This window comes from Halorubrum sp. 48-1-W (genome assembly GCF_003287355.1).
In the GTDB taxonomy this organism is placed as follows: Archaea; Halobacteriota; Halobacteria; order Halobacteriales; family Haloferacaceae; genus Halorubrum.
Window position 1 is genome coordinate 74,110 of record NZ_QMIM01000019.1, and the last position, 17,421, is coordinate 91,530.

Consider the following 17,421-nt stretch of genomic DNA (forward strand, 5'->3'; position numbering starts at 1 on the left):
CGGGGCGTGTGAGAAACCCGCAGCTCGATGGACTGGCTCCTGTTCAGCCACGCGGCTATCTTCGCGGTCTCCGCGGTCGCCTGCGTGGCGAGCCTCCCGCGCGTCCGGCGCATCCAGCACGCCGACACCCGTCGAGGGCTCGCGGGACTCCTCCTCTCGGTCGCCCTCTGGTCGGTCGGCTACGTCGGATACCTGCTCGCGCCGACGACAGCCGGCAGCATCGCGTGGTACACGCTCGGGTTCGTGTTCGCGTTCGTCGCGGTCGGCGCGTGGCTGTACTTTTGTGCCGCCTACACCGGCCGGCCGCCGCGGCAGGCCCCGTATCGAAACGCCGCCCTCGCCGTGTTCGGAGCCTTCACCGCCCTCAAGCTCACGAACCCCTATCACGAGCTCTACTTCACGACCGCGTGGGCGACGGAGCCGTTCGTTCACCTCGAGATCCGCCATCAGGTGCTCTACTGGCTCGTCCTCGGGCTGTCGTACGTCACGATCGGCATCGGCTTTTTCATGTTGCTCGAACGGTTCCACTACACGGGTGCCGACAGCCGCCCGCTCGCAGTCCTCGTGCTCGTGACGGCGATCCCTACGGGCGCGACGCTCTTCGGCGACCGGGTGGAGTGGTTGCTCCCGCTGATGTACGAGCCGCCGGGGGTCGCGCTCTTCGCGGTCGGGGCGCTGTTCGTCTACCACAACCGCCTCCAGACGATCCGGCTCACCGGCGCGTCGGACAAGCCGGCAGTCTACCTCGACCAGGGGGACTACGTCCGCGATTACAACGTGTCGGCCCGACAGCTACTCCCGTCGCTCGAGGGCTCCGTCGGGGAGCCGATAGCGTCGGTGAACGCCTCCATCGCGGAACGGCTCGACGGGGGCGGCGTGTGTTCGCTCGACCACGCGGGGGAACAGCGGGAGGGGGACCCCCGGTTTTACGAGGTGACGACGACGCCGTTCATGGCCGGCGACGTCCCCACGGGACGGCTGGTGACGATCTCGGACGTGACCGATCGGGAGGCGTATCGACGGCGCCTCGAGGTACGGACGGAACAGCTGGAGGCGCTGAACCGCGTCGTCCGCCACGACATCCGCAACGACATGGCCGTGATCCTCGGCTGGCTGGAGACGTTCCGAGGTCGCGTCGACGACGACCTCGAGGACGTGCTCGACCGGGTGTTACGCAAGGGGAACGACATCGTGGAACTCACCGAGACCGTGCGGGACTTCATCGACGCGTTGTCGGAGGAGGGGACGGTCGACCTCCGGCCGGTCGACCTCCGGTCGTCGGTCGAATCGGAGCTGGAAGCCGTCCGGCAGACGTTCCCGGGGGCGACCTTCCGGCTCGTCGCCGCCGACGGGGCCGCCCCCGTCAGCGCGAACGGGATGCTCTCGTCCGTCCTCCGGAACCTCCTCGAGAACGCGGTTCGACACAACGACGCGGAGACCCCGGAGGTCACGGTCGCCATCGAGGACCGGGACGAAACCGTGCTCCTCGAGGTCCGGGACAACGGCCCCGGGGTCCCCGACGAGCGAAAAGAGGAGGTCTTCGGGAAGGGGGAGAAAGGGATGGACAGCCCAGGAACGGGGATCGGGCTGTACCTCGTCCATGTGTTGACCTCCCAGTTCGGCGGCGACGTGTGGGTCGAGGACAACGAGCCGACGGGGGCGACCTTCGTCGTCGAGCTCCCGCGGGCGGACCCGTCCGAACTTGGCGAGGGTTCCGAACCCGACGAGAATTCCGACCCCGGCGAGGAACCCGACGCGGGCGGCCTCGGCGGGGACGACGAGCGGTCGAGTTCGTCGCCCGACGATGGACCCCCGAACCGATAGCCCGGCCGTCACGCCCGTCACCGCCGGACGGCCCGGCTAGGTCGCCGTCGGACTGCTCGGACGCCACCTCGCGTCCGGCGACTCCGGGTCAGTCGTCCGCGTCCGATCGGTCGGCGTCAGATCGGTCGGCGTCCGGTCCGTCGGCGTTCGGCTCGACGCCGTCCGGTCCGACGGCGTCCAGATCGTAGGCGTCCGGGTGATCGGGGTCTTTCCACCCCGTCTTGCCGCTCCAGGAGTCCACCCGAAGGCGGTACACGGCCGTCCGGTCGATGGACTCCTCGGCCATCTCCTCGTAGTCCTCGCCCGGCGTCAACTGGGGGGCGAACTTCGCCATGAACCGCTCGAGGACGCGTCGTTTCTCCGGTCGCCCCGTGACGAAGTCGACGGTGCCGTAGGCGACGACGCTCGAGTACTCGACGGTGAAGTTCACCGGCTCGTCGGCCGGGACGTACCGCCCCTTCTCGCTCGTCGTGAAGGTCGCGTTCGGCTCGTCGCCGTCCTCGACGAGGTCGTGAGCCCGTCCGGCCCGCGCGCCGTGGAGGTAGATCGCGCCCGCGTCGGGGTCGTAGACGAAGAGCTGTGTCACGAGGTGCGGGGTGTCGTCGTCGACGAGCCCGAGCACGCCGGTCTCCTGGTCGGCCAGGAACTCCGGGATCCACGCCGGGTCGTCGATCGCCTTTCCCCCATACCGGATCTCGTCGGAGACGTCCGTGGGCGTCCGTTCGGTCATGTGGGGGAGAGTACGCTCACCTTTGTAAACTCTCGTCTCGGACACGGTTTCCGGACGGCTGGCCGTGGATCGTATTTTTCACAGACTTCGCCGGCACCGTTGAAATCCCCCGGATGCGACGGACGAACGGGTATGGCATTCGGTATCCGTCCGTTCGTCCTCGGCCGTCCGAGTCAACCCATAGACGTCGTACTCACCGAACTTCCCCGAGAGAAGATACCCCGACGACACCGCTGCCCTGTGTGCTGGTCGCGCCGGCCACGAGTACTTTCAGTACCATTGTTTGCTCACTCTCCGATGGCTTCACATCGTATGAAGGCAGACGATCTTCACGCTGAGCGAGGGCCGTGACTGACCGAGTGAATCGTATCAACCGGCCGGAATCTGATGCCGATCTGTATCCTGTAGTCAGCGGCGTCTGGAAGACGTATTACTGGTACTGATCGGGAGTAACGAGGATTCTCATACTACCTAGCGTGACAGATCATGGATATATTGAACGCGGTGTACAAGACATGGAGGATGCGTTCAGCACCAGAGCCCGTTCAATTCGGGATGGACGGGGTAAACTTTCCGCTACCATGTGACGCGAATCGACCGTCTCGGAAGATCAAATCTCGCCCCCAGCACCACCCTCACCGCCGAACAGGAACAGAAACACGACACTAAGCCCAATCGCCAGCGCGATCAGTGGATGGTGTAGTGCGCGGTCGATCAAAGGCAGGACCACCTGATCCATCGCCTGCTGAACCGTAAACGGGGAAACGTAGATGATAGCACCTGCGATGACACCGAACGAGGCGATACTCAGGATGATCTCTAACGGACTGTTCACCTCCATGGTGAATCGGTATCGTGTATCTGAGTCCTAGCGTAAAATTCTTCCCCTCCGGGCGGGCCTGAGTAGGGAGAGGAAGTACGTAGGACATCTGAGCGGGCGAATTTAGGCAGCGTCTTCTACTGTCCGTATCCGAATTCCTCTTTCACAGTATGGCGGGATTTAGCCTGATCGGCGATCACGCAGACTCCTGGCGTTGCCGAGCAACTCCACAGAAGCGGCTCAGAGCATCGCAAGTAGTTCGTCGGTTATGATGTATTTAACAAATACTGTAACCTTCTTATATAATTTTGAATATCAGAATGATGGCTGAAATGAATCGAAGATCGGCTGAAACCCTTGATTTTCGGGGACCAATTGTAAGCAACGGAATACGCAGAGTGTACTCGGACCTGTATCTCGGAAAAATACCGTTCGTCTGATGACAGTCGGGCCAAATTTGTCACTCGTACAATCGATCATGTCTGAATCGGATTTTGATACCGTGTCGGACGGGATCGCGACTACGATACCACCCGTCGGACTCGGGACCTGGCAAACTGGCGGACGCGAGTGTTTCAACGCGGTGTTGAAGGCACTCGAAATCGGCTACCGGCATATCGACACGGCGATGGCGTATGAAAACGAGGCCGTCGTCGGCCGTGCAATCGAGGTCTCGACGGTCGACCGGGATGACGTCTTCATCACGACTAAAATAAAGGGATATCCGAGTCTTCTGAACTACGATCGAATGATCGATGCGGTTGAGGGATCGCTTCAACGGCTCGGAGTGGACCGGATCGACCTCGTCTTGATCCACTGGTGGCACCCCGACGGCGACATGGTGGGAGTGTTCGAAGCGCTCTCCGACCTCGTGGAGATGGGAAAGATCGACCATATCGGCGTGAGCAACTTCTCGATCGAACGACTGGAACGCTCGATCGAGGCCGCTCACGTTCCCATTGCGACCAATCAGGTCGAGTACCATCCGTACTTCCATCAGGACGAACTCCTCCGGTTCTGTCGTGACAACGATGTCTTGCTGACGGCGTACAGCCCGCTGGCTGGAGGTCTCGTTGTCGGAGACGAGGTCCTCTCTCAGATCGGGAATACGTACGGGAAGTCGGCGGCACAAGTTGCCATCCGGTGGCTCATCCAGCAGGACGGCGTAATCACGATCCCGAAGACAGTGACACCTGACCGCCTCGGGGAGAACCTCGACGTGTTCGACTTCGAACTTACAGACGCCGAGATGGATCGGATCCGCGAGCTTGACGGGCCGCTCTGGTACAGGCTCAATTCCGATCGAGGGCTCATCACCCGCTTCCGAGCTAGGATCGGCCCTTACGTCCCCAAACGGATCCGAACCGCAATCCCTTGACATCTTCCCCGCGCTGAAGCGCGATGCTTTCTCCTCGATTCTCCGTAACGAGACGGTACTGGATCGAAACGTCAACCGAGACACTCCGGTCGGTGATGGGCTGATGTTTCGAGTCTCTTCTCACGCTTCAGCAGTTCCCACGGTGGGGTTTGCTAGGGCGTCGAGACTGTCTATTTTCGACGTTGTTCGCAGAACACGTGAACGCTGTCTGCCCTTGAGGTGCGGTGTTCTGCTCCGAGACGGGTAGTCCCCATGGATATCTACTTCAGCGGGGCCCCCGGTGAACTGACGAAGACGCTCGACTGCTCGACCGCGACCCCATTACCGAATCAAATGTAGGCGGCAAACTCCGCTGCGAGACCGAATCAAGTGTCGCTCCCCGAGGGTGCCTGAATGCGAATATTGATACTATAATCCTTCTAAGCGGAGATCACAATCACTCGACGGTTCGAAAAAGGAGATGGACTCGCTGGGATTTGAACCCAGGGCCTCTTCCTTGCGAAGGAAGCGATCTGCCGCTGATCTACGAGCCCGCACCTGAAATCACTCGTCGTCCGTACTTGTACCTTACTTTTCGTCGATCCGCGCGCGAGAGGTTCACATCCTGCTCGGCGACCGCTGTGACCGCCGTACCCACTGCGACCGACGACCTTAGGTGCCCGCCGACCCGAGTTCGACTCGAAACGATGGGGTCGCGCGACGCGACCCCGGATCCCATTCCAATTTTGAGATCCATCTCATATTCGTTACTCTTTTGCGTGCGGGCGGTTTAGGTCGAGGTATGTCAGAAGCGACGACGGCGGCCGCCGACCCGGCGGCGATGGCGGCGTTGAAACACGTCGCGCTCGCGGGCGGCTTGACGGAGACGAAGGTGTCGTGTGCGACCCTCGGCGACCGCCTCGACGCGTCGACACAGACCGCCTCCAGACGCCTCCAGACGCTCGAGGCTGCGGGACTTCTCGAACGCGACGTCGTCGGCGACGGCCAGTGGGTCCGGGTCACCGACGCGGGCGAGGCCGCGCTGCGCGGCGAGTACGCCGACTACCGCCGGCTCTTCGAGAGCGACGTCGAGCTCGTCCTCCGCGGCGAGGTCACCGGCGGCATGGGCGAGGGTCGCCACTACATCACCCTGCCGGGGTACGCCGAGCAGTTCGCTGTCCGGCTGGGCTACGAGCCGTTCCCCGGCACGCTCAACCTCGAACTCGACGGGGAGAGCGTCCGCCGGCGCGGCGAGATCGCCGGCGTCGACGCCGTCCCGATCGACGCCTGGGAGGACGATGACCGCACCTACGGTGCGGCCGCGTGCTACGCTGTCACGCTCGTCGCCGACGGCGAACGGTACGAGGACGCCCACGCGATCGTCCCCGACCGCACCCACCACGACGACGACAAACTCGAAGTGATCGCCCCCGACGAGCTCCGCGAAGCGCTCGACCTCGTGGACGGCGAGGCGATCGAGGTCCGCGTCGAGGCCGCCTCGCGGGCGGACGCCCCGGATCAGCCGCTCGAGGAGGTGGCCTGATGCGCGCCGACGCCGAGGGCTCCGAAACGGAACCCGAGCCGGCCGACGCGCCGGCCACGGCCGGCGACACGGACGCGACCGCGGCGGTCGACCGCGCGCTTTCGGCGTTCCGCGCCGGCGACCCGGTCTGTGTCCACGACTTCGCGGACCGCGAGGGCGAGACGGACATCGTCTACCCCGCGGGCGCGGTCGACGCGGCGGCCGTGGCCCACATGCGGAACGACGCCGGCGGGCTGATCTGCGTCGCGGTCGACGACGCGGCCGCGGACGCGTTCGGCCTGCCGTTCCTCGCGGACGCGCTCGACCACCCCGCGGTGGACGACGATCCCGCCTACGACGACCGCTCCTCCTTCTCGCTGCCGGTGAACCACCGCGAGACGTTCACGGGGATCACGGACGCCGACCGCGCGTTGACGATCACGGAGGTGGCGAACGCGGCCCTGGCCGCCGTGAGCGACCCCGACGGCTACGGCCCCGAGGACTTCGCCGCCTCCTTCCGCGCCCCCGGGCACGTCCACGTCCTGCGCGGCGCGGTCGCGGGGCTCGACGACCGCGTCGGCCACACCGAACTCGGCCTGGCGCTCGCGGCGGCGGTCGGCACCGCCCCCGCAGTCGTGGTGTGTGAGATGCTCGACGACGAGACCGGCGACGCGCTCGCGCCCGAGGACGCCGCGACCTACGCGGAACGACGCGGGATCCCCTACGTCGAGGGCACGGCGCTCGTCGACGCGCTCCGGTAGGGCGGGTCCGGCGAGCCCCGACCGGTCGCGGTCCGGGTCGCGGGTTCCGGGGGGCTCCGAACGCCCTCGAACCCGGCGGAGCGGGGTGGTATGTCATAATTTTAAGCCGGGACGCGCCGACGCCTGTAGTATGGCATTCGACGAGATGGACGTCGACACGATCTGGAAGAACGGGGAGTTCCTCGACTGGGAGGACGCGACCACCCACGTCCTCACGCACGCGCTCCACTACGGGTCCGGCGTGTTCGAGGGGCTCCGCGCGTACGAGACCGAGCAGGGTCCGGCGATATTCCGGCTCGAGGAGCACCTCGACCGCCTCTTCGACTCCGCGAAGATGTACGATATGGACATCGGCCACTCCCGCGAGGAGATCACGGAGGCGCTCCTCGAACTGCTCGACCGACAGGACCTCACCTCATGTTACATCCGGCCGATCGCCTACTACGGCTACGAGTCGCTCGGTGTCTCGCCGGGCGACTGCCCGACCGACCTCGTGCTCGCCGCCTGGCCGTGGGGGACGTACCTGGGCGAGGAAGCCCTCGCGGAGGGCGTCGACGTGATGGTCTCCTCCTGGCGGAAACACGCCTCCTCGCAGGTGCCCACGAACGTGAAGACCACCGGCCTCTACGTCAACTCGATGCTCGCGGGCGAGGAGGCCCGCCGGAACGGCTACGTCGAGGCGATCGTCCTGAACAAGGAGGGGAACGTCGCCGAAGGTCCGGGCGAGAACATATTCATGGTGAACGACGGCGAAGTCTACACCACCGGCCAGGCCCAGTCGATCCTCGAGGGGATCACCCGCGACACCGTGATCACGCTGGCCGAGGAGCGCGGCTACACCGTCCACGACGAGGCCGTCATCTCGCGCGGCCAGCTCTACACGGCCGACGAGCTGTTCTTTACCGGCTCCGCCGCCGAGGTGACGCCGATCCGGTCGGTCGACGACACGGAGATCGGAAACGGTAGCCGCGGTCCGGTGACCGAGGAGTTGCAGGAGGCGTTCTTCGAGGTCATCGAGCGCCGGACCGACGACCACGACGAGTGGTTCACCTACCTCTAGGCCGGATCGCGAACCGCTAGTCGGGCCTCGAGCCGTCAACCGTCCCCTCCCCGCCGCCGTTCGGCCGCGTTCCGTTCCCCTCCGACCGGTGTCCCGTCGCCCCTCCCGGACGGCCGACGCCGGGTCGGTGGTCCTCGGGTCGGTCGTCGGCGGGCGGACGCTCCTCCTCGACGGGGATCTGGTGGGCGGACTCGCCGAAGCCCGCCGAGAGGATCCGGGTCATGCCCTCCTCGACGCTCTCGCCCGTGTCCTCGACCCGCTCGGGTTCGACCTCGATGACGAACCCGGTGGTGATGTTCGGGGCGGTCGGCATGAAGAGGACGATCTTCCCGTCGCGGGTCTTCTTGCCCGTCCGGAACGCGGTCATCCGGATACCGGGCCACGTCTCGAGGTACACCGGGTTCTGGAGCTCGTCGGTGCCCGAGATGGCCGTCTCGGCCGCGAGCTTCGAGGCGTTGTACACGACACGCAACGCGGGGATCCGGTTTATCGCGTCGTCGACTTTCGCCTCCGCGAGCCGGCCGAGCGTCGTCCGCATGAAGTACCCGACCGCGAGCACGAGCGTCGAGAAGACCGCGACGGCGATGACGACCCGCGAGACGGGCTCCAGCGGGCCGGGGATGGCCGCCGGCTGGAGCGCGTCGATGAGCGGGATCGACGCGATGTGGAGGTAGATCCATCGGATGACGAGGAGCAGAACGAGGAGGGGGGCCAACACGATGAGCCCGCTGGCGAAGTCGCGTTTCCACGTGGACATCTATCGTGTCGCTATGCGACGGGGACGCTTAAGAGGGCTTCTCATGTCGGACGTGCGAGCGATCGCCACGCCGGAGTCACCGCTCACGCCGGAGTCACCGTCCGACGACCGCGCGCAAGGCGAACGTCAGGTTCTCTTTGCGCTCGCGAACGCGGCGGTAGAAGTACGAGAGCCACTTGTCCCCGTAGGGCGCGTACTGTTTCACGTCGACGCCCTGTCTCGCGAGGTCGCGCTGGGCGTCCTCGCGGACGCCCATCAGCATCTGGACCTCGTAGTCGGTGCCGTGTTCGGTCCCGAGCCGGTTGGCGAGCGAGACCATCGCGGGGTCGTGACTGCCGACCGCGACCCCCCGATCGCGGCGCTCGAAGAGGTACTCGACGTCGTCGCGGTACGCTGTGTCGACGTCGGCCTTGTCGGTGTAGGCGATCGCGTCCGGCTCGTCGTACGCGCCCTTCACGAGCCGGATGGCACCCGGCACGTCGACGAGCCGCTCGAGGTCCTCGCGGGTCCGCTTGAGGTTCGACTGGACGCACTGGCCGACGCTCCAGGGGTACTCGTCGGCGATCGCTTCGAACGCGTCGAGGGTGTCGTCGGTGGTGTCGGCGTCCTCCATGTCACACCAGACGAACGCGTCGCGTTCGTGAGCGTACGCCACCAGCTCGCGGTACTGCTCCTCGAAGAGGTCGGCGGAGACGTCGAGTCCGATCTGCGAGGGTTTCACGGAGATACACGCGTCGAGGTCCGTCCCGGTCAGGTCGTCGAGGAGCTGTCGATACGCGTCGACGTCGGCCCGGGCGTCCGCGGGGTCGTCGTAGTGTTCACCGAGCAGGTTCAAGATGACGGCGATGCCCTCCTCGTTTCGTTCCCGTGCGTGCTCGAGCGCCGTCGGGACGCTCTCACCGGCGACGAACCGGCGCGCGATCGGGGGGATCATATCGGGAGGTGGGTTCCCCCCGACTTGAGCGTTGTCACCGGTCGATCCACGGACGCGATGGCGCACCGGCGCCCGGCCCGCCGGCGGATCCGCGGTTTATATCACCCGGACGGGCGTGGTACCGGCATGGTCGGGTCCCTCGTCGCGACTGCGTTCTGGGCGATGGTGCCAGCGTACGTGCCGAACAACGCCGCGGTGCTCGCCGGCGGCGGCCGCCCCATCGACGGCGGCCGCGAGTGGCGGGGCGCGCGCGTGCTCGGCGACGGGAAGACGTGGCGCGGGACCGCCGTCGGGACGGCGGTCGGCGTCGTCGTGGCGTTCGCGCTCAACGCCCTCGTCGACCCGGCGAGCGCGGCGCTCGGCGTGGACCTCCCGACGTTCGAGCCCCGGGCAGCGCTGGGGCTGGCGTTCGGCGCGATGTGCGGGGACATCGGCGCGTCCTTCCTCAAGCGGCGCTCCGGGCGGGAGCGCGGGGCGGCGTTCCCCGGCCTCGACCAGCTCGACTTCGTCGTCGGCGCGCTGTGTCTCGCCCTCCTCCTCGCACCGGGCTGGACGACGGCCGTCTTCACGCTCCCCGTTCTCGCCGTCGTCGCCGTGATGACGCCCGTCCTCCACGTGGTGACGAACGTCGCTGCCTACCTGCTCGGGCTGAAGAACGAGCCCTGGTGAGGGGCGGGTTTCGGCTATGGACGCCCGACCGCGTCGCTACCGTCGTCGACCGCTCGACAGCTCGACGATCACCTGATCGCCGACCGCGGTGACCGCGTCGCCGGGGATCCGGATCCGCTCGTCGTCGCGGTCGACCGCGTCGCGTTCCGCGGCGTCGTGTTCGCCGCCGGACTCCACCTGCCGACGTGCGGGCGCGTGCGGGCCGGGATCGACGAGGAGCGTCTCGAAGTCTCCCGACCGCGGGTCGATGGTGAGGTCGTGGACGGTACCGAGCTTCCTGCCGTCTGCGCTGAGCACCGGCTTCTCGGGGAGGGCGCTCGCGAGGACCGTGGACATGGCATCACCCCGTGCGTGGGAACGGAACAAAAACGTACGGGATCGTCGACGTACGGTGTCGTCGATCGATCGGCCGACTCCGTGACCGTTCGGGCGGATCCGAAACCACGGAAAGATACTTATGATATCATGGCATAGATTGACACGCAATGTCTAGCGCACCCAGTACGAACGACGACGTGTTCGACGAGTTCCTGTCCGACCGGGGCCACGAGACGGAGATCGTACGCTGGGAGCGATCGTATAACAAGCTTCAGTGCCCCGAGTGTGGTGCGCTTCATCCCGAAGGAACCGACAGCTGTTCCGTCTGCGACTGGCGGCCGACCTGACGCCGACGGAACCGATCGACCGGTTAGCGGTTTTCTTTCCGCCCGGCACGGGCGGCAGTATTATATATAACGATTAGCTAGTGGGGGGTATGCCGACCTGCCAGAACTGCGGTTCGTTCGTCACGACCGACTACGTCCGGGTGTTCACGCCGAACGACGTGGACCGTCCCCGCGTCTGTCCGGGCTGTGAGGACCTGGTCCGTGACGGTGCCGACGTCCGAGAAGCGCGCGCGACCCGGAGCAACTGACGAATCCGACCGATCGGTTCTCCAGCGATCGACCCTCCACCCGAACCCCTCCAGCGATCGACCCTCCACCCGAACCCCTTCCGTTCGTCCCGATCCGCTCCCCACCCGACGTCCGTCCTCGGCGGTTTTCCGCCGTCCCCGACCGGGGCGTAGGCGGCCCGAGCGACCCGTCTCCGAGCCACGGCGTTTAAGAAGAGCGGCGATCAGTAGTCGGTAATGAACGACCCTACCGTAACGCGACTGTTCGGCGGCCCCGGGAGCGGGAAGACGACCGCCCTCCTCGACCGCGTCGAGGGCATCCTCGAGGACGACGGCGCCGACGTCCGAGACGTGCTCGTCGTCTCGTACACCCGCGCGGCCGCCGCGGAGATCCGCGAGCGGCTGGCCGAGCGTCTCGACGTCTCCCCGCGGAGCCTCCAGGGGAACGTCTGTACGATGCACGCGAAGGCGTACGAACTGCTCGGCCTCTCGCGGGGCGACGTGGTCGGCGAGAGCGACAAGGAGGAGTTCTGTGAGGAGTACGGCATCGAGTACGAGGACCAACATGGCGGGGCGGGCCGCCGGACCGCGCGGTCGACGACCATCGGCAACAAGATCATCGCCACCTCCCAGTGGCTCCAGCGCACCGAACGCGACGTGGCCGACTGGTACGACGTCCCCTTCCAGTGGAACGTCGAGGAGGTCAGGCTCCCGCCCGAGGAGGACCCCAACGCCCAGCAGGGGAACAAGTACACCCCGACGTGGCCCTCCGACGACGACCGGATCGACATCCCGGAGACGATCCGCGCGTGGCGCGCCTACAAGGGGGAACACGGGCTCGTCGGCTTCGCAGACATGCTCGAACGCGTAGCCCAGCGCTCGCTCGTCCCGAACGTCGACTACCTGGTCATCGACGAGTTCCAGGACATCACGACCCTCCAGTACGGCGTCTTCGAGGAGTGGCGCCCCCACATGAAGCGGGTGCTCATCGCCGGCGACGACGACCAGGTCGTCTACGCCTGGCAGGGCGCGGACCCCGACCTCCTCCTCGAGACCGACGTCGACGAGGACGTGATCCTGCCGAACTCCTACCGGCTCCCCTCAGAGATCCTCAACGTCGTCAACGCGGAGATCCGCCACATCGACAAACGTCAGGAGAAGGACCTCCACCCGCGCAAGGAGGGCGGCAGCGTCGAGGCGATCGAGTCGCCGTCGATGCTCGAACTCGTTCGAAACGTCCGGTACACCGTCGAGGACGACGAGGGGAGTGTGATGTGCCTGTTCCGTGCGCGCTACCAGATGTTCGATTTCATCGACGAGTTCATCGACCACGGCATCCCCTTCACGATGTTGACGGACGGGCGGATGTGGACCGACCGCGTCCAGGACTACGTCTCCGCCATCGAGAAGCTCGACGACGACGACCCGATCACGCTGCTCGAGGCCCGCCGGCTGGCCGACATGCTCCAGGAGTCGGCGTTCGGCACGAACGACCGCGAGGAGTTCTACGACTTCGTCGACGACCGCGAGGAGGCTGCGGACGCCGACGACATCTCGCTTATCGAGGTGACGCCGGAGGAGATCCACGACCGGGTCCCGTTCATGCCCGACGCGAAAAGCGCCGACGACATGGTCCGAAAGGTGACGAGCTTCCAGCGGAAGTCGATGGGCGCCTACTTCGGTGGCGACTACGCCGGGATGGACCCGACCCGCGTCCGCGTGGGCACCATCCACTCCGCGAAGGGCCGCGAGGCCGACCACGTGTTCGTCGCGACGGACCTGACGGAGAAGGTGGTCGAGCAGATGGCGGCCTCGGTCGACGACCCGACCGACGTCGACGGCGTCGAGGAGTTCACGAAGACCACGAGTCCCGTCCCGGTGCTCACCGACAACGAGCGCCGCGTCTTCTACGTCGGGATGTCCCGCGCCCGCGAGCGGCTCGTGATCATGGAGAGCCTCATCGGCGGCGCGCCGACGCTCCCGATCAGCGTCCTGCTCTTCAACGAACTCCGCGACGAGCCGGCACAGGAGCTCATCGAGGAGGTCCAAGACGAGGTGGCGGTTCCCGAACCCGAGCCGTGAACTGCGGGGACGGGCGTCCCGCCGACGCCCCTCGCGACGGCGACGATCCGGAGCCCGAACCGCTCCGGACCGACCTCTCGCCCGTCGTCGAGGCGGTCGCGGAGGCGGACGCGACCGGGTTCGTCGCGGTCGGCGACCGCTTCGACGCCGACCTCCGATACCTGACGCGCGTCGCCGAGCCGGACGGGACGTACGGCGTCGTCGTGGCCCCCGCGTCCGCGTCGTCGCCCCCCCGGGCGGTCCTCCTCGTTCCCGCGGCCGTCGCCGAGGTGGCCGAACGGCGGTTCGTCGACGCTGGCCGGGTCGGCGCCTCCTCGACCGACGCCGGCTTCCACGACGGGGTCGTCCGGGCGGTTCGGACCGACCGCGCCGACGATCCGGTCGGCGTCCGTACGGCGGCGGTCCTCGACGAGTACGATAGCGACGACGCGGACCGGGTCCTCGTCCCGCGGTCCATCCCCCACGACGCGGCCGTCTACCTCGAGCGGGCGGGCTACGACCCCGCGTCGACGCCGGTCGTGGCCGACTCGCGGGCGGTGAAGAGCCCCGCCGAGGTGGACCGGATCCGGCGGGTACAGCGCGCCACAGCCGCCGGGATGGCGCGCGCGGAGACGGTCCTCGCCCAGAGCGATCCGTCCCGGCGGGGTCCGCCCGAGGACGACCCGGCCGGCGGGCCGGCGCGGTCGAGCGGCACCGACCCCGGAGACGACGCGCCACCCGCCCTCCGCTGGAACGATGCCCCGCTCACGGTCGGGCGGCTCCGGCGCGCGGTGAACGCGACGCTCGCTGCGCGGGGCGTCAGCGACGCCGGGAACACCGCGATCGCTGTGGGGCGGGCTACCGCGGACCGCAGTGGTCGGGGAGGGTTCGCCCCCGCCGTCGGCCGACCCGCCCCGATCCGGGCCGGCGAGACGGTCGTGGTCGAGCTCGCCCCGCGCGGGCCTGACGGGTACCACGGCGCGCTCACGCGGACGTTCGTCGTCGACGGCGACGGCGGCTGGGAGCGCCGGGCGTACGTCGCGGTCGAGGCTGCCCGCGAGGCCGCGCTCGCGGAGGTAACGGCGGGGACTCCCACGGCGACCGTCCACGGTGAGGCTGGCGCCGAGCTGGCCGCCTACGGCTTCGATCCGAACGCGTCGCCCGGAGAGCCCGGGTTCACCCACGACGCCGGCCACGGAGTCGGGCTGTCCCGCGCGGAGCCGCCGGCGTTGCCGGGCGGACCGGCCCTCCGTCCCGGCCACGTCCTCGCGGTCGAACCCGGCGTGTACGATCCCGCGACCGGCGGGGTCCGGCTGGGTGACGTCGTCGTCGTGCGCGAGGACGGCCACGAGCTCCTCGGTTCGTACCCCTTCGGAACGACTCCGGTCGACCGCGAGGAGTCCGACGGGTGTCGATAGCTACGACGGTCGTTTGAGCCACCGGCGGCGCTATATCATCCCCGTCCGATCGTCGAAACGCATGCCGACGCAGCCCTCCACGGCCGACGGGGCCGAACCGAGCGGACGAATCGTGAGAGAACTCTTGCCGGCTGCGGCCACCGTCCTCGTGGCCGCGCTCGCGGTCGTCGGGGTCGCGCTCGCCGGGAGCGCGTTCGTGGGGACCGCCACAGCGGACGACACGGCGGGCCTCGATTCCTCCCTCGTCACCGTGACAGAGGGGGAGACCGCCGTGATCGGCGTCGAGACCGACGGCGTCGACGAGTTCTCGGTCGCGATCGGCGACGAATCCGAGAGCGGGTACGCGCTCCACGCGACGGTGACGCCCGACGACGACGGCGTCACGACGCTCGTCTTCGACCACGCCGCGACCGACGAGGACGGCGCGTCCCTGACCGCCGAGGGCGACGCCGCGGTCTCGGTCGAAAACGAAACCGGCCTCGACGAGCCGATCGACCCCGGCGACTACGATATGGAGGTCTCCGTCGACGAGGGGGAGACGACCGACGTCGGGAGCCTGGTGGTCGAGCCCGCGTCGGCGGACGACGAAGGCGACTCCGACGACGGGGCCGGATCCGACGAGTCCGACGACTCGACGGACGACTCGACGGACGGGTCGGGCGACTCGACCGTCGTCACCGAGTCGGACGTCGAGGCGACCGACGTGGTCGTCGAGCCGGCCGAGACGGACGTGACCGTGCCGGTCGACCTCGCGGACGGGGAGCGCGTGACCCTCCGGATCCGGTCCGACGCGGACGCGAGCCCGGCGTACCTCATGACCGAGGAGGCGACCGTCGAGGACGGCGAGGCGACCGCGGCGTTCGACCTGCGCCAGGCGAGCCACGGCGACCGCGCGACGCTGACGGTCCGCGGGAACGACGGGCTCGACGGCGAGCGCGAGTACGCCGTCCTCGTCGTCGACGAGTCGATCGGCGTCGAGGACGACCTGCGAAGCGACGACAGTGCCGACGACGGGACCGCGGAAGACGGCAGTGCCGACGACGACGACGACGGAACCGACACCAGCGTCCCTGGCTTCGGCGTCGTCGCGGCTGTGGTCGCGCTCCTCGGGACCGCGCTCGTCGCGCGGCGGCGCTGAGCGTCCGGATCGCCGAGCAGCGGAGCTACTCCTCGACGGCGTCGCCGTCGGCTCCCGACTCCGCGTCGTCGCCACGGAGCCGTCGCGGGAGGAGTCCGCGGACGAGTCCCCTGAGTATCCGCGAGGGATCGAGGAAGTACTGCGGCAACACCACCATCGCGACGGCGACGACGAGCAGGCCGCCGCCGAGTGCGGTCTCGCCGGCGAGGAGGCGGACGACCGCATAGTTCGCGAGCGGCAGCGCGAACGCCAGCGACGCCGCCAGCCCGATCATGTCGAGCAGCCCGAAACTCATCGCCACTCCTACCACCTGGGCGGGGATAAGGATACAGGACGCGCGTCGTCCGTACCACGGCGGGCGGGCGATCACCACCCTTCAAGTCCGTCGGCCGTTTCCGCTTTGACATGTCCGACCGATCGACGACGGCCGTGGTGCTCGCCGCCGGGGCGGGTCGGCGGCTGAGTCCACTGACGAACCGGCGGCCGAAGCCGATGGTGCCGGTCGCCAACAAGCCCCTCCTCGAGTACGTGATCGAGGCCGCGAGCGCGGCCGGCGTCGACGAGGTCGTGCTCGTCGTGGGCTACGAGCGCGAGCGGATCCAGACGCACTTCGGCGACGGCGACGACTGGGACGTCTCGATCCGATACGTGCTCCAGGAGAAGCGGCTCGGGACCGCCCACGCGGTCGCGCAGGCGGAACAGCACGTCGACGGGCCGTTCCTCGTGTTGAACGGCGACCGGATCGTCGAGCCGTCCGCGGTCGCCGACGTCCGCGACGCGCTGGCCGACGGCGACGCCGCCGCCGCGATGGCGGTGACCCGGAGCGACCGGCCGCGGGCCTACGGGGTGGTGACCGTTCGGGGCGACCGCGTGGAAACCATCGTCGAGAAGCCCCGTCGGGACGCGGACTCCGACGTCATCAACGCGGGCGTGTACGCGTTCACGCCCGCGGTGTTCGACGCCATCCGCGACACGGAGCCGTCCGAGGAGGGGGAGTACGAGCTACCCGACACGGTCGAACGGCTCATCGACGCGGGCGGCGTCCGCGCCGTCAGGTACGGCGGCGGCTGGCACGACGTCTCGTACCTCTGGGACCTGCTCACGGTCACCGACGACGTGCTCGACCGCGACGGCGGGGCCGTCGAGGGAACGCTCGCGTCCGGCGCGGGCGTCGACGACCGGTGTGTGGTCGCTCCCACCGCCTCCGTCGGGCGGAACGCGGTCGTCGGCGCGGGGACGACGGTCGGCGAGAACGCGCGGGTCGGGCCGAACGCGACCGTCGAGCGCTCCGTCGTCTTCCCGGACGCGACCGTGGAGGCGGGAGCGGTCCTCAGGGACTGCGTCGTCGGCGCGGGCGCGACCGTCGGCGCGAACGCCACGGTCCGGGGCGGGACCGCGACCGTCGCCGTCGCCGGCGAGCTGTACGAGGACGTCCGGCTCGGCGCGGTCGTCGGCGACGACGCGGCCGTTGGCGGCGC

The 17,421-nt window shown here is 67.9% G+C and carries 18 protein-coding genes and 1 tRNA gene; 12 read left to right on the forward strand and 7 right to left on the reverse strand.

What is annotated here, in order from left to right; translation table 11 throughout:
* Positions 1 to 27 precede the first annotated feature (27 nt).
* Positions 28 to 1,824, forward strand: a complete 1,797-nt coding sequence (locus tag DQW50_RS10055) for an ATP-binding protein (RefSeq protein ID WP_112079147.1) — start codon at positions 28 to 30, stop codon at positions 1,822 to 1,824.
* Between the two features lie 88 nt (positions 1,825 to 1,912).
* Here DQW50_RS10055 and DQW50_RS10060 read toward each other — a convergent pair whose 3' ends face one another.
* A complete protein-coding gene (locus DQW50_RS10060) occupies positions 1,913 to 2,554 on the reverse strand; it encodes a pyridoxamine 5'-phosphate oxidase family protein (RefSeq protein ID WP_112079148.1) in 642 nt (213 codons plus the stop codon).
* Positions 2,555 to 3,164: 610 nt separating this feature from the next.
* Positions 3,165 to 3,395, reverse strand: a complete 231-nt coding sequence (locus DQW50_RS10065; RefSeq protein WP_112079149.1) for a hypothetical protein — start codon at positions 3,393 to 3,395, stop codon at positions 3,165 to 3,167.
* Positions 3,396 to 3,852: 457 nt separating this feature from the next.
* Here DQW50_RS10065 and DQW50_RS10070 point away from each other — a divergent pair, with 457 nt between their 5' ends.
* Positions 3,853 to 4,752: an aldo/keto reductase gene (locus tag DQW50_RS10070; RefSeq protein WP_112079150.1), complete on the forward strand. Its 900-nt coding sequence runs from the start codon at positions 3,853 to 3,855 to the stop codon at positions 4,750 to 4,752.
* Positions 4,753 to 5,213: 461 nt separating this feature from the next.
* On the opposite strand, the gene DQW50_RS10075 is transcribed toward DQW50_RS10070, so the two are convergent.
* Positions 5,214 to 5,285 (reverse strand) — tRNA-Ala (locus tag DQW50_RS10075).
* Between the two features lie 248 nt (positions 5,286 to 5,533).
* On the opposite strand from DQW50_RS10075, the gene DQW50_RS10080 reads away from it, so the two are divergent.
* The 3 genes from DQW50_RS10080 to DQW50_RS10090 all read left to right on the forward strand — a co-directional run bounded on the left by DQW50_RS10080 (position 5,534) and on the right by DQW50_RS10090 (position 8,074).
* On the forward strand, positions 5,534 to 6,274 hold the full coding sequence (locus DQW50_RS10080; protein WP_112079151.1) for a DUF120 domain-containing protein: 741 nt from the start codon (positions 5,534 to 5,536) through the stop codon (positions 6,272 to 6,274).
* Positions 6,274 to 7,014 carry a 3,4-dihydroxy-2-butanone-4-phosphate synthase gene (gene ribB, locus DQW50_RS10085; RefSeq protein ID WP_112079152.1) on the forward strand — a complete coding sequence of 247 codons (741 nt, stop codon included), beginning with the start codon at positions 6,274 to 6,276 and terminating at the stop codon, positions 7,012 to 7,014. The genes DQW50_RS10080 and ribB overlap by 1 nt, the downstream gene beginning before the upstream one ends.
* 130 nt (positions 7,015 to 7,144) lie before the next feature.
* Positions 7,145 to 8,074, forward strand: a complete 930-nt coding sequence (locus DQW50_RS10090; RefSeq protein WP_112079153.1) for a branched-chain amino acid transaminase — start codon at positions 7,145 to 7,147, stop codon at positions 8,072 to 8,074.
* 16 nt (positions 8,075 to 8,090) lie between these two features.
* Here the strand turns inward: DQW50_RS10090 and DQW50_RS10095 are convergent, their stop codons facing one another.
* A complete protein-coding gene (locus DQW50_RS10095; protein ID WP_112079154.1) occupies positions 8,091 to 8,831 on the reverse strand; it encodes a DUF502 domain-containing protein in 741 nt (246 codons plus the stop codon).
* Between the two features lie 94 nt (positions 8,832 to 8,925).
* On the reverse strand, positions 8,926 to 9,765 hold the full coding sequence (locus tag DQW50_RS10100; protein ID WP_112079155.1) for a proline dehydrogenase family protein: 840 nt from the start codon (positions 9,763 to 9,765) through the stop codon (positions 8,926 to 8,928).
* A gap of 126 nt (positions 9,766 to 9,891) precedes the next feature.
* Between DQW50_RS10100 and DQW50_RS10105 the strand changes: the two genes are divergently transcribed.
* A complete protein-coding gene (locus DQW50_RS10105; RefSeq protein ID WP_112079156.1) occupies positions 9,892 to 10,434 on the forward strand; it encodes a CDP-2,3-bis-(O-geranylgeranyl)-sn-glycerol synthase in 543 nt (180 codons plus the stop codon).
* Positions 10,435 to 10,470: 36 nt separating this feature from the next.
* On the opposite strand, the gene DQW50_RS10110 is transcribed toward DQW50_RS10105, so the two are convergent.
* Entirely contained in the window at positions 10,471 to 10,770 is a 300-nt protein-coding gene (locus tag DQW50_RS10110) for a PRC-barrel domain-containing protein (protein ID WP_112079157.1), read from the reverse strand.
* A gap of 149 nt (positions 10,771 to 10,919) precedes the next feature.
* Between DQW50_RS10110 and DQW50_RS10115 the strand changes: the two genes are divergently transcribed.
* The 5 genes from DQW50_RS10115 (at position 10,920) to DQW50_RS10130 (ending at position 15,943) form a co-directional block, all read left to right on the forward strand.
* Complete coding sequence (locus DQW50_RS10115) at positions 10,920 to 11,099, forward strand: HVO_0416 family zinc finger protein (RefSeq protein ID WP_112079158.1); 180 nt, start codon at positions 10,920 to 10,922, stop codon at positions 11,097 to 11,099.
* An 89-nt stretch (positions 11,100 to 11,188) separates the two neighbouring features.
* Positions 11,189 to 11,347 carry a hypothetical protein gene (locus tag DQW50_RS18160; RefSeq protein ID WP_188127902.1) on the forward strand — a complete coding sequence of 53 codons (159 nt, stop codon included), beginning with the start codon at positions 11,189 to 11,191 and terminating at the stop codon, positions 11,345 to 11,347.
* Between the two features lie 216 nt (positions 11,348 to 11,563).
* Positions 11,564 to 13,408 carry a UvrD-helicase domain-containing protein gene (locus DQW50_RS10120; protein WP_112079159.1) on the forward strand — a complete coding sequence of 615 codons (1,845 nt, stop codon included), beginning with the start codon at positions 11,564 to 11,566 and terminating at the stop codon, positions 13,406 to 13,408.
* Complete coding sequence (locus tag DQW50_RS10125) at positions 13,405 to 14,805, forward strand: Xaa-Pro peptidase family protein (protein WP_112079160.1); 1,401 nt, start codon at positions 13,405 to 13,407, stop codon at positions 14,803 to 14,805. Before DQW50_RS10120 ends, DQW50_RS10125 begins: the two co-directional genes overlap by 4 nt.
* 61 nt (positions 14,806 to 14,866) lie before the next feature.
* Complete coding sequence (locus DQW50_RS10130) at positions 14,867 to 15,943, forward strand: BGTF surface domain-containing protein (protein ID WP_112079161.1); 1,077 nt, start codon at positions 14,867 to 14,869, stop codon at positions 15,941 to 15,943.
* Between the two features lie 25 nt (positions 15,944 to 15,968).
* On the opposite strand, the gene DQW50_RS10135 is transcribed toward DQW50_RS10130, so the two are convergent.
* Positions 15,969 to 16,238: a hypothetical protein gene (locus DQW50_RS10135; RefSeq protein ID WP_112079162.1), complete on the reverse strand. Its 270-nt coding sequence runs from the start codon at positions 16,236 to 16,238 to the stop codon at positions 15,969 to 15,971.
* Between the two features lie 110 nt (positions 16,239 to 16,348).
* On the opposite strand from DQW50_RS10135, the gene DQW50_RS10140 reads away from it, so the two are divergent.
* Positions 16,349 to 17,421 (forward strand): sugar phosphate nucleotidyltransferase (locus DQW50_RS10140; RefSeq protein WP_112079163.1); only part of this gene is annotated, 1,073 nt, incomplete at its 3' end.

What these genes read in the sequence shown, in the direction of transcription:
- DQW50_RS10055 (WP_112079147.1), top strand. Translation starts at nt 28, where the DNA reads ATGGACTGGCTCCTGTTCAGCCACGCGGCTATCTTCGCGGTCTCCGCG.
- DQW50_RS10060 (WP_112079148.1), bottom strand. Translation starts at nt 2,554, where the DNA reads ATGACCGAACGGACGCCCACGGACGTCTCCGACGAGATCCGGTATGGG.
- DQW50_RS10065 (WP_112079149.1), bottom strand. Translation starts at nt 3,395, where the DNA reads ATGGAGGTGAACAGTCCGTTAGAGATCATCCTGAGTATCGCCTCGTTC.
- DQW50_RS10070 (WP_112079150.1), top strand. Translation starts at nt 3,853, where the DNA reads ATGTCTGAATCGGATTTTGATACCGTGTCGGACGGGATCGCGACTACG.
- DQW50_RS10080 (WP_112079151.1), top strand. Translation starts at nt 5,534, where the DNA reads ATGTCAGAAGCGACGACGGCGGCCGCCGACCCGGCGGCGATGGCGGCG.
- ribB (WP_112079152.1), top strand. Translation starts at nt 6,274, where the DNA reads ATGCGCGCCGACGCCGAGGGCTCCGAAACGGAACCCGAGCCGGCCGAC.
- DQW50_RS10090 (WP_112079153.1), top strand. Translation starts at nt 7,145, where the DNA reads ATGGCATTCGACGAGATGGACGTCGACACGATCTGGAAGAACGGGGAG.
- DQW50_RS10095 (WP_112079154.1), bottom strand. Translation starts at nt 8,831, where the DNA reads ATGTCCACGTGGAAACGCGACTTCGCCAGCGGGCTCATCGTGTTGGCC.
- DQW50_RS10100 (WP_112079155.1), bottom strand. Translation starts at nt 9,765, where the DNA reads ATGATCCCCCCGATCGCGCGCCGGTTCGTCGCCGGTGAGAGCGTCCCG.
- DQW50_RS10105 (WP_112079156.1), top strand. Translation starts at nt 9,892, where the DNA reads ATGGTCGGGTCCCTCGTCGCGACTGCGTTCTGGGCGATGGTGCCAGCG.
- DQW50_RS10110 (WP_112079157.1), bottom strand. Translation starts at nt 10,770, where the DNA reads ATGTCCACGGTCCTCGCGAGCGCCCTCCCCGAGAAGCCGGTGCTCAGC.
- DQW50_RS10115 (WP_112079158.1), top strand. Translation starts at nt 10,920, where the DNA reads ATGTCTAGCGCACCCAGTACGAACGACGACGTGTTCGACGAGTTCCTG.
- DQW50_RS18160 (WP_188127902.1), top strand. Translation starts at nt 11,189, where the DNA reads ATGCCGACCTGCCAGAACTGCGGTTCGTTCGTCACGACCGACTACGTC.
- DQW50_RS10120 (WP_112079159.1), top strand. Translation starts at nt 11,564, where the DNA reads ATGAACGACCCTACCGTAACGCGACTGTTCGGCGGCCCCGGGAGCGGG.
- DQW50_RS10130 (WP_112079161.1), top strand. Translation starts at nt 14,867, where the DNA reads ATGCCGACGCAGCCCTCCACGGCCGACGGGGCCGAACCGAGCGGACGA.
- DQW50_RS10135 (WP_112079162.1), bottom strand. Translation starts at nt 16,238, where the DNA reads ATGAGTTTCGGGCTGCTCGACATGATCGGGCTGGCGGCGTCGCTGGCG.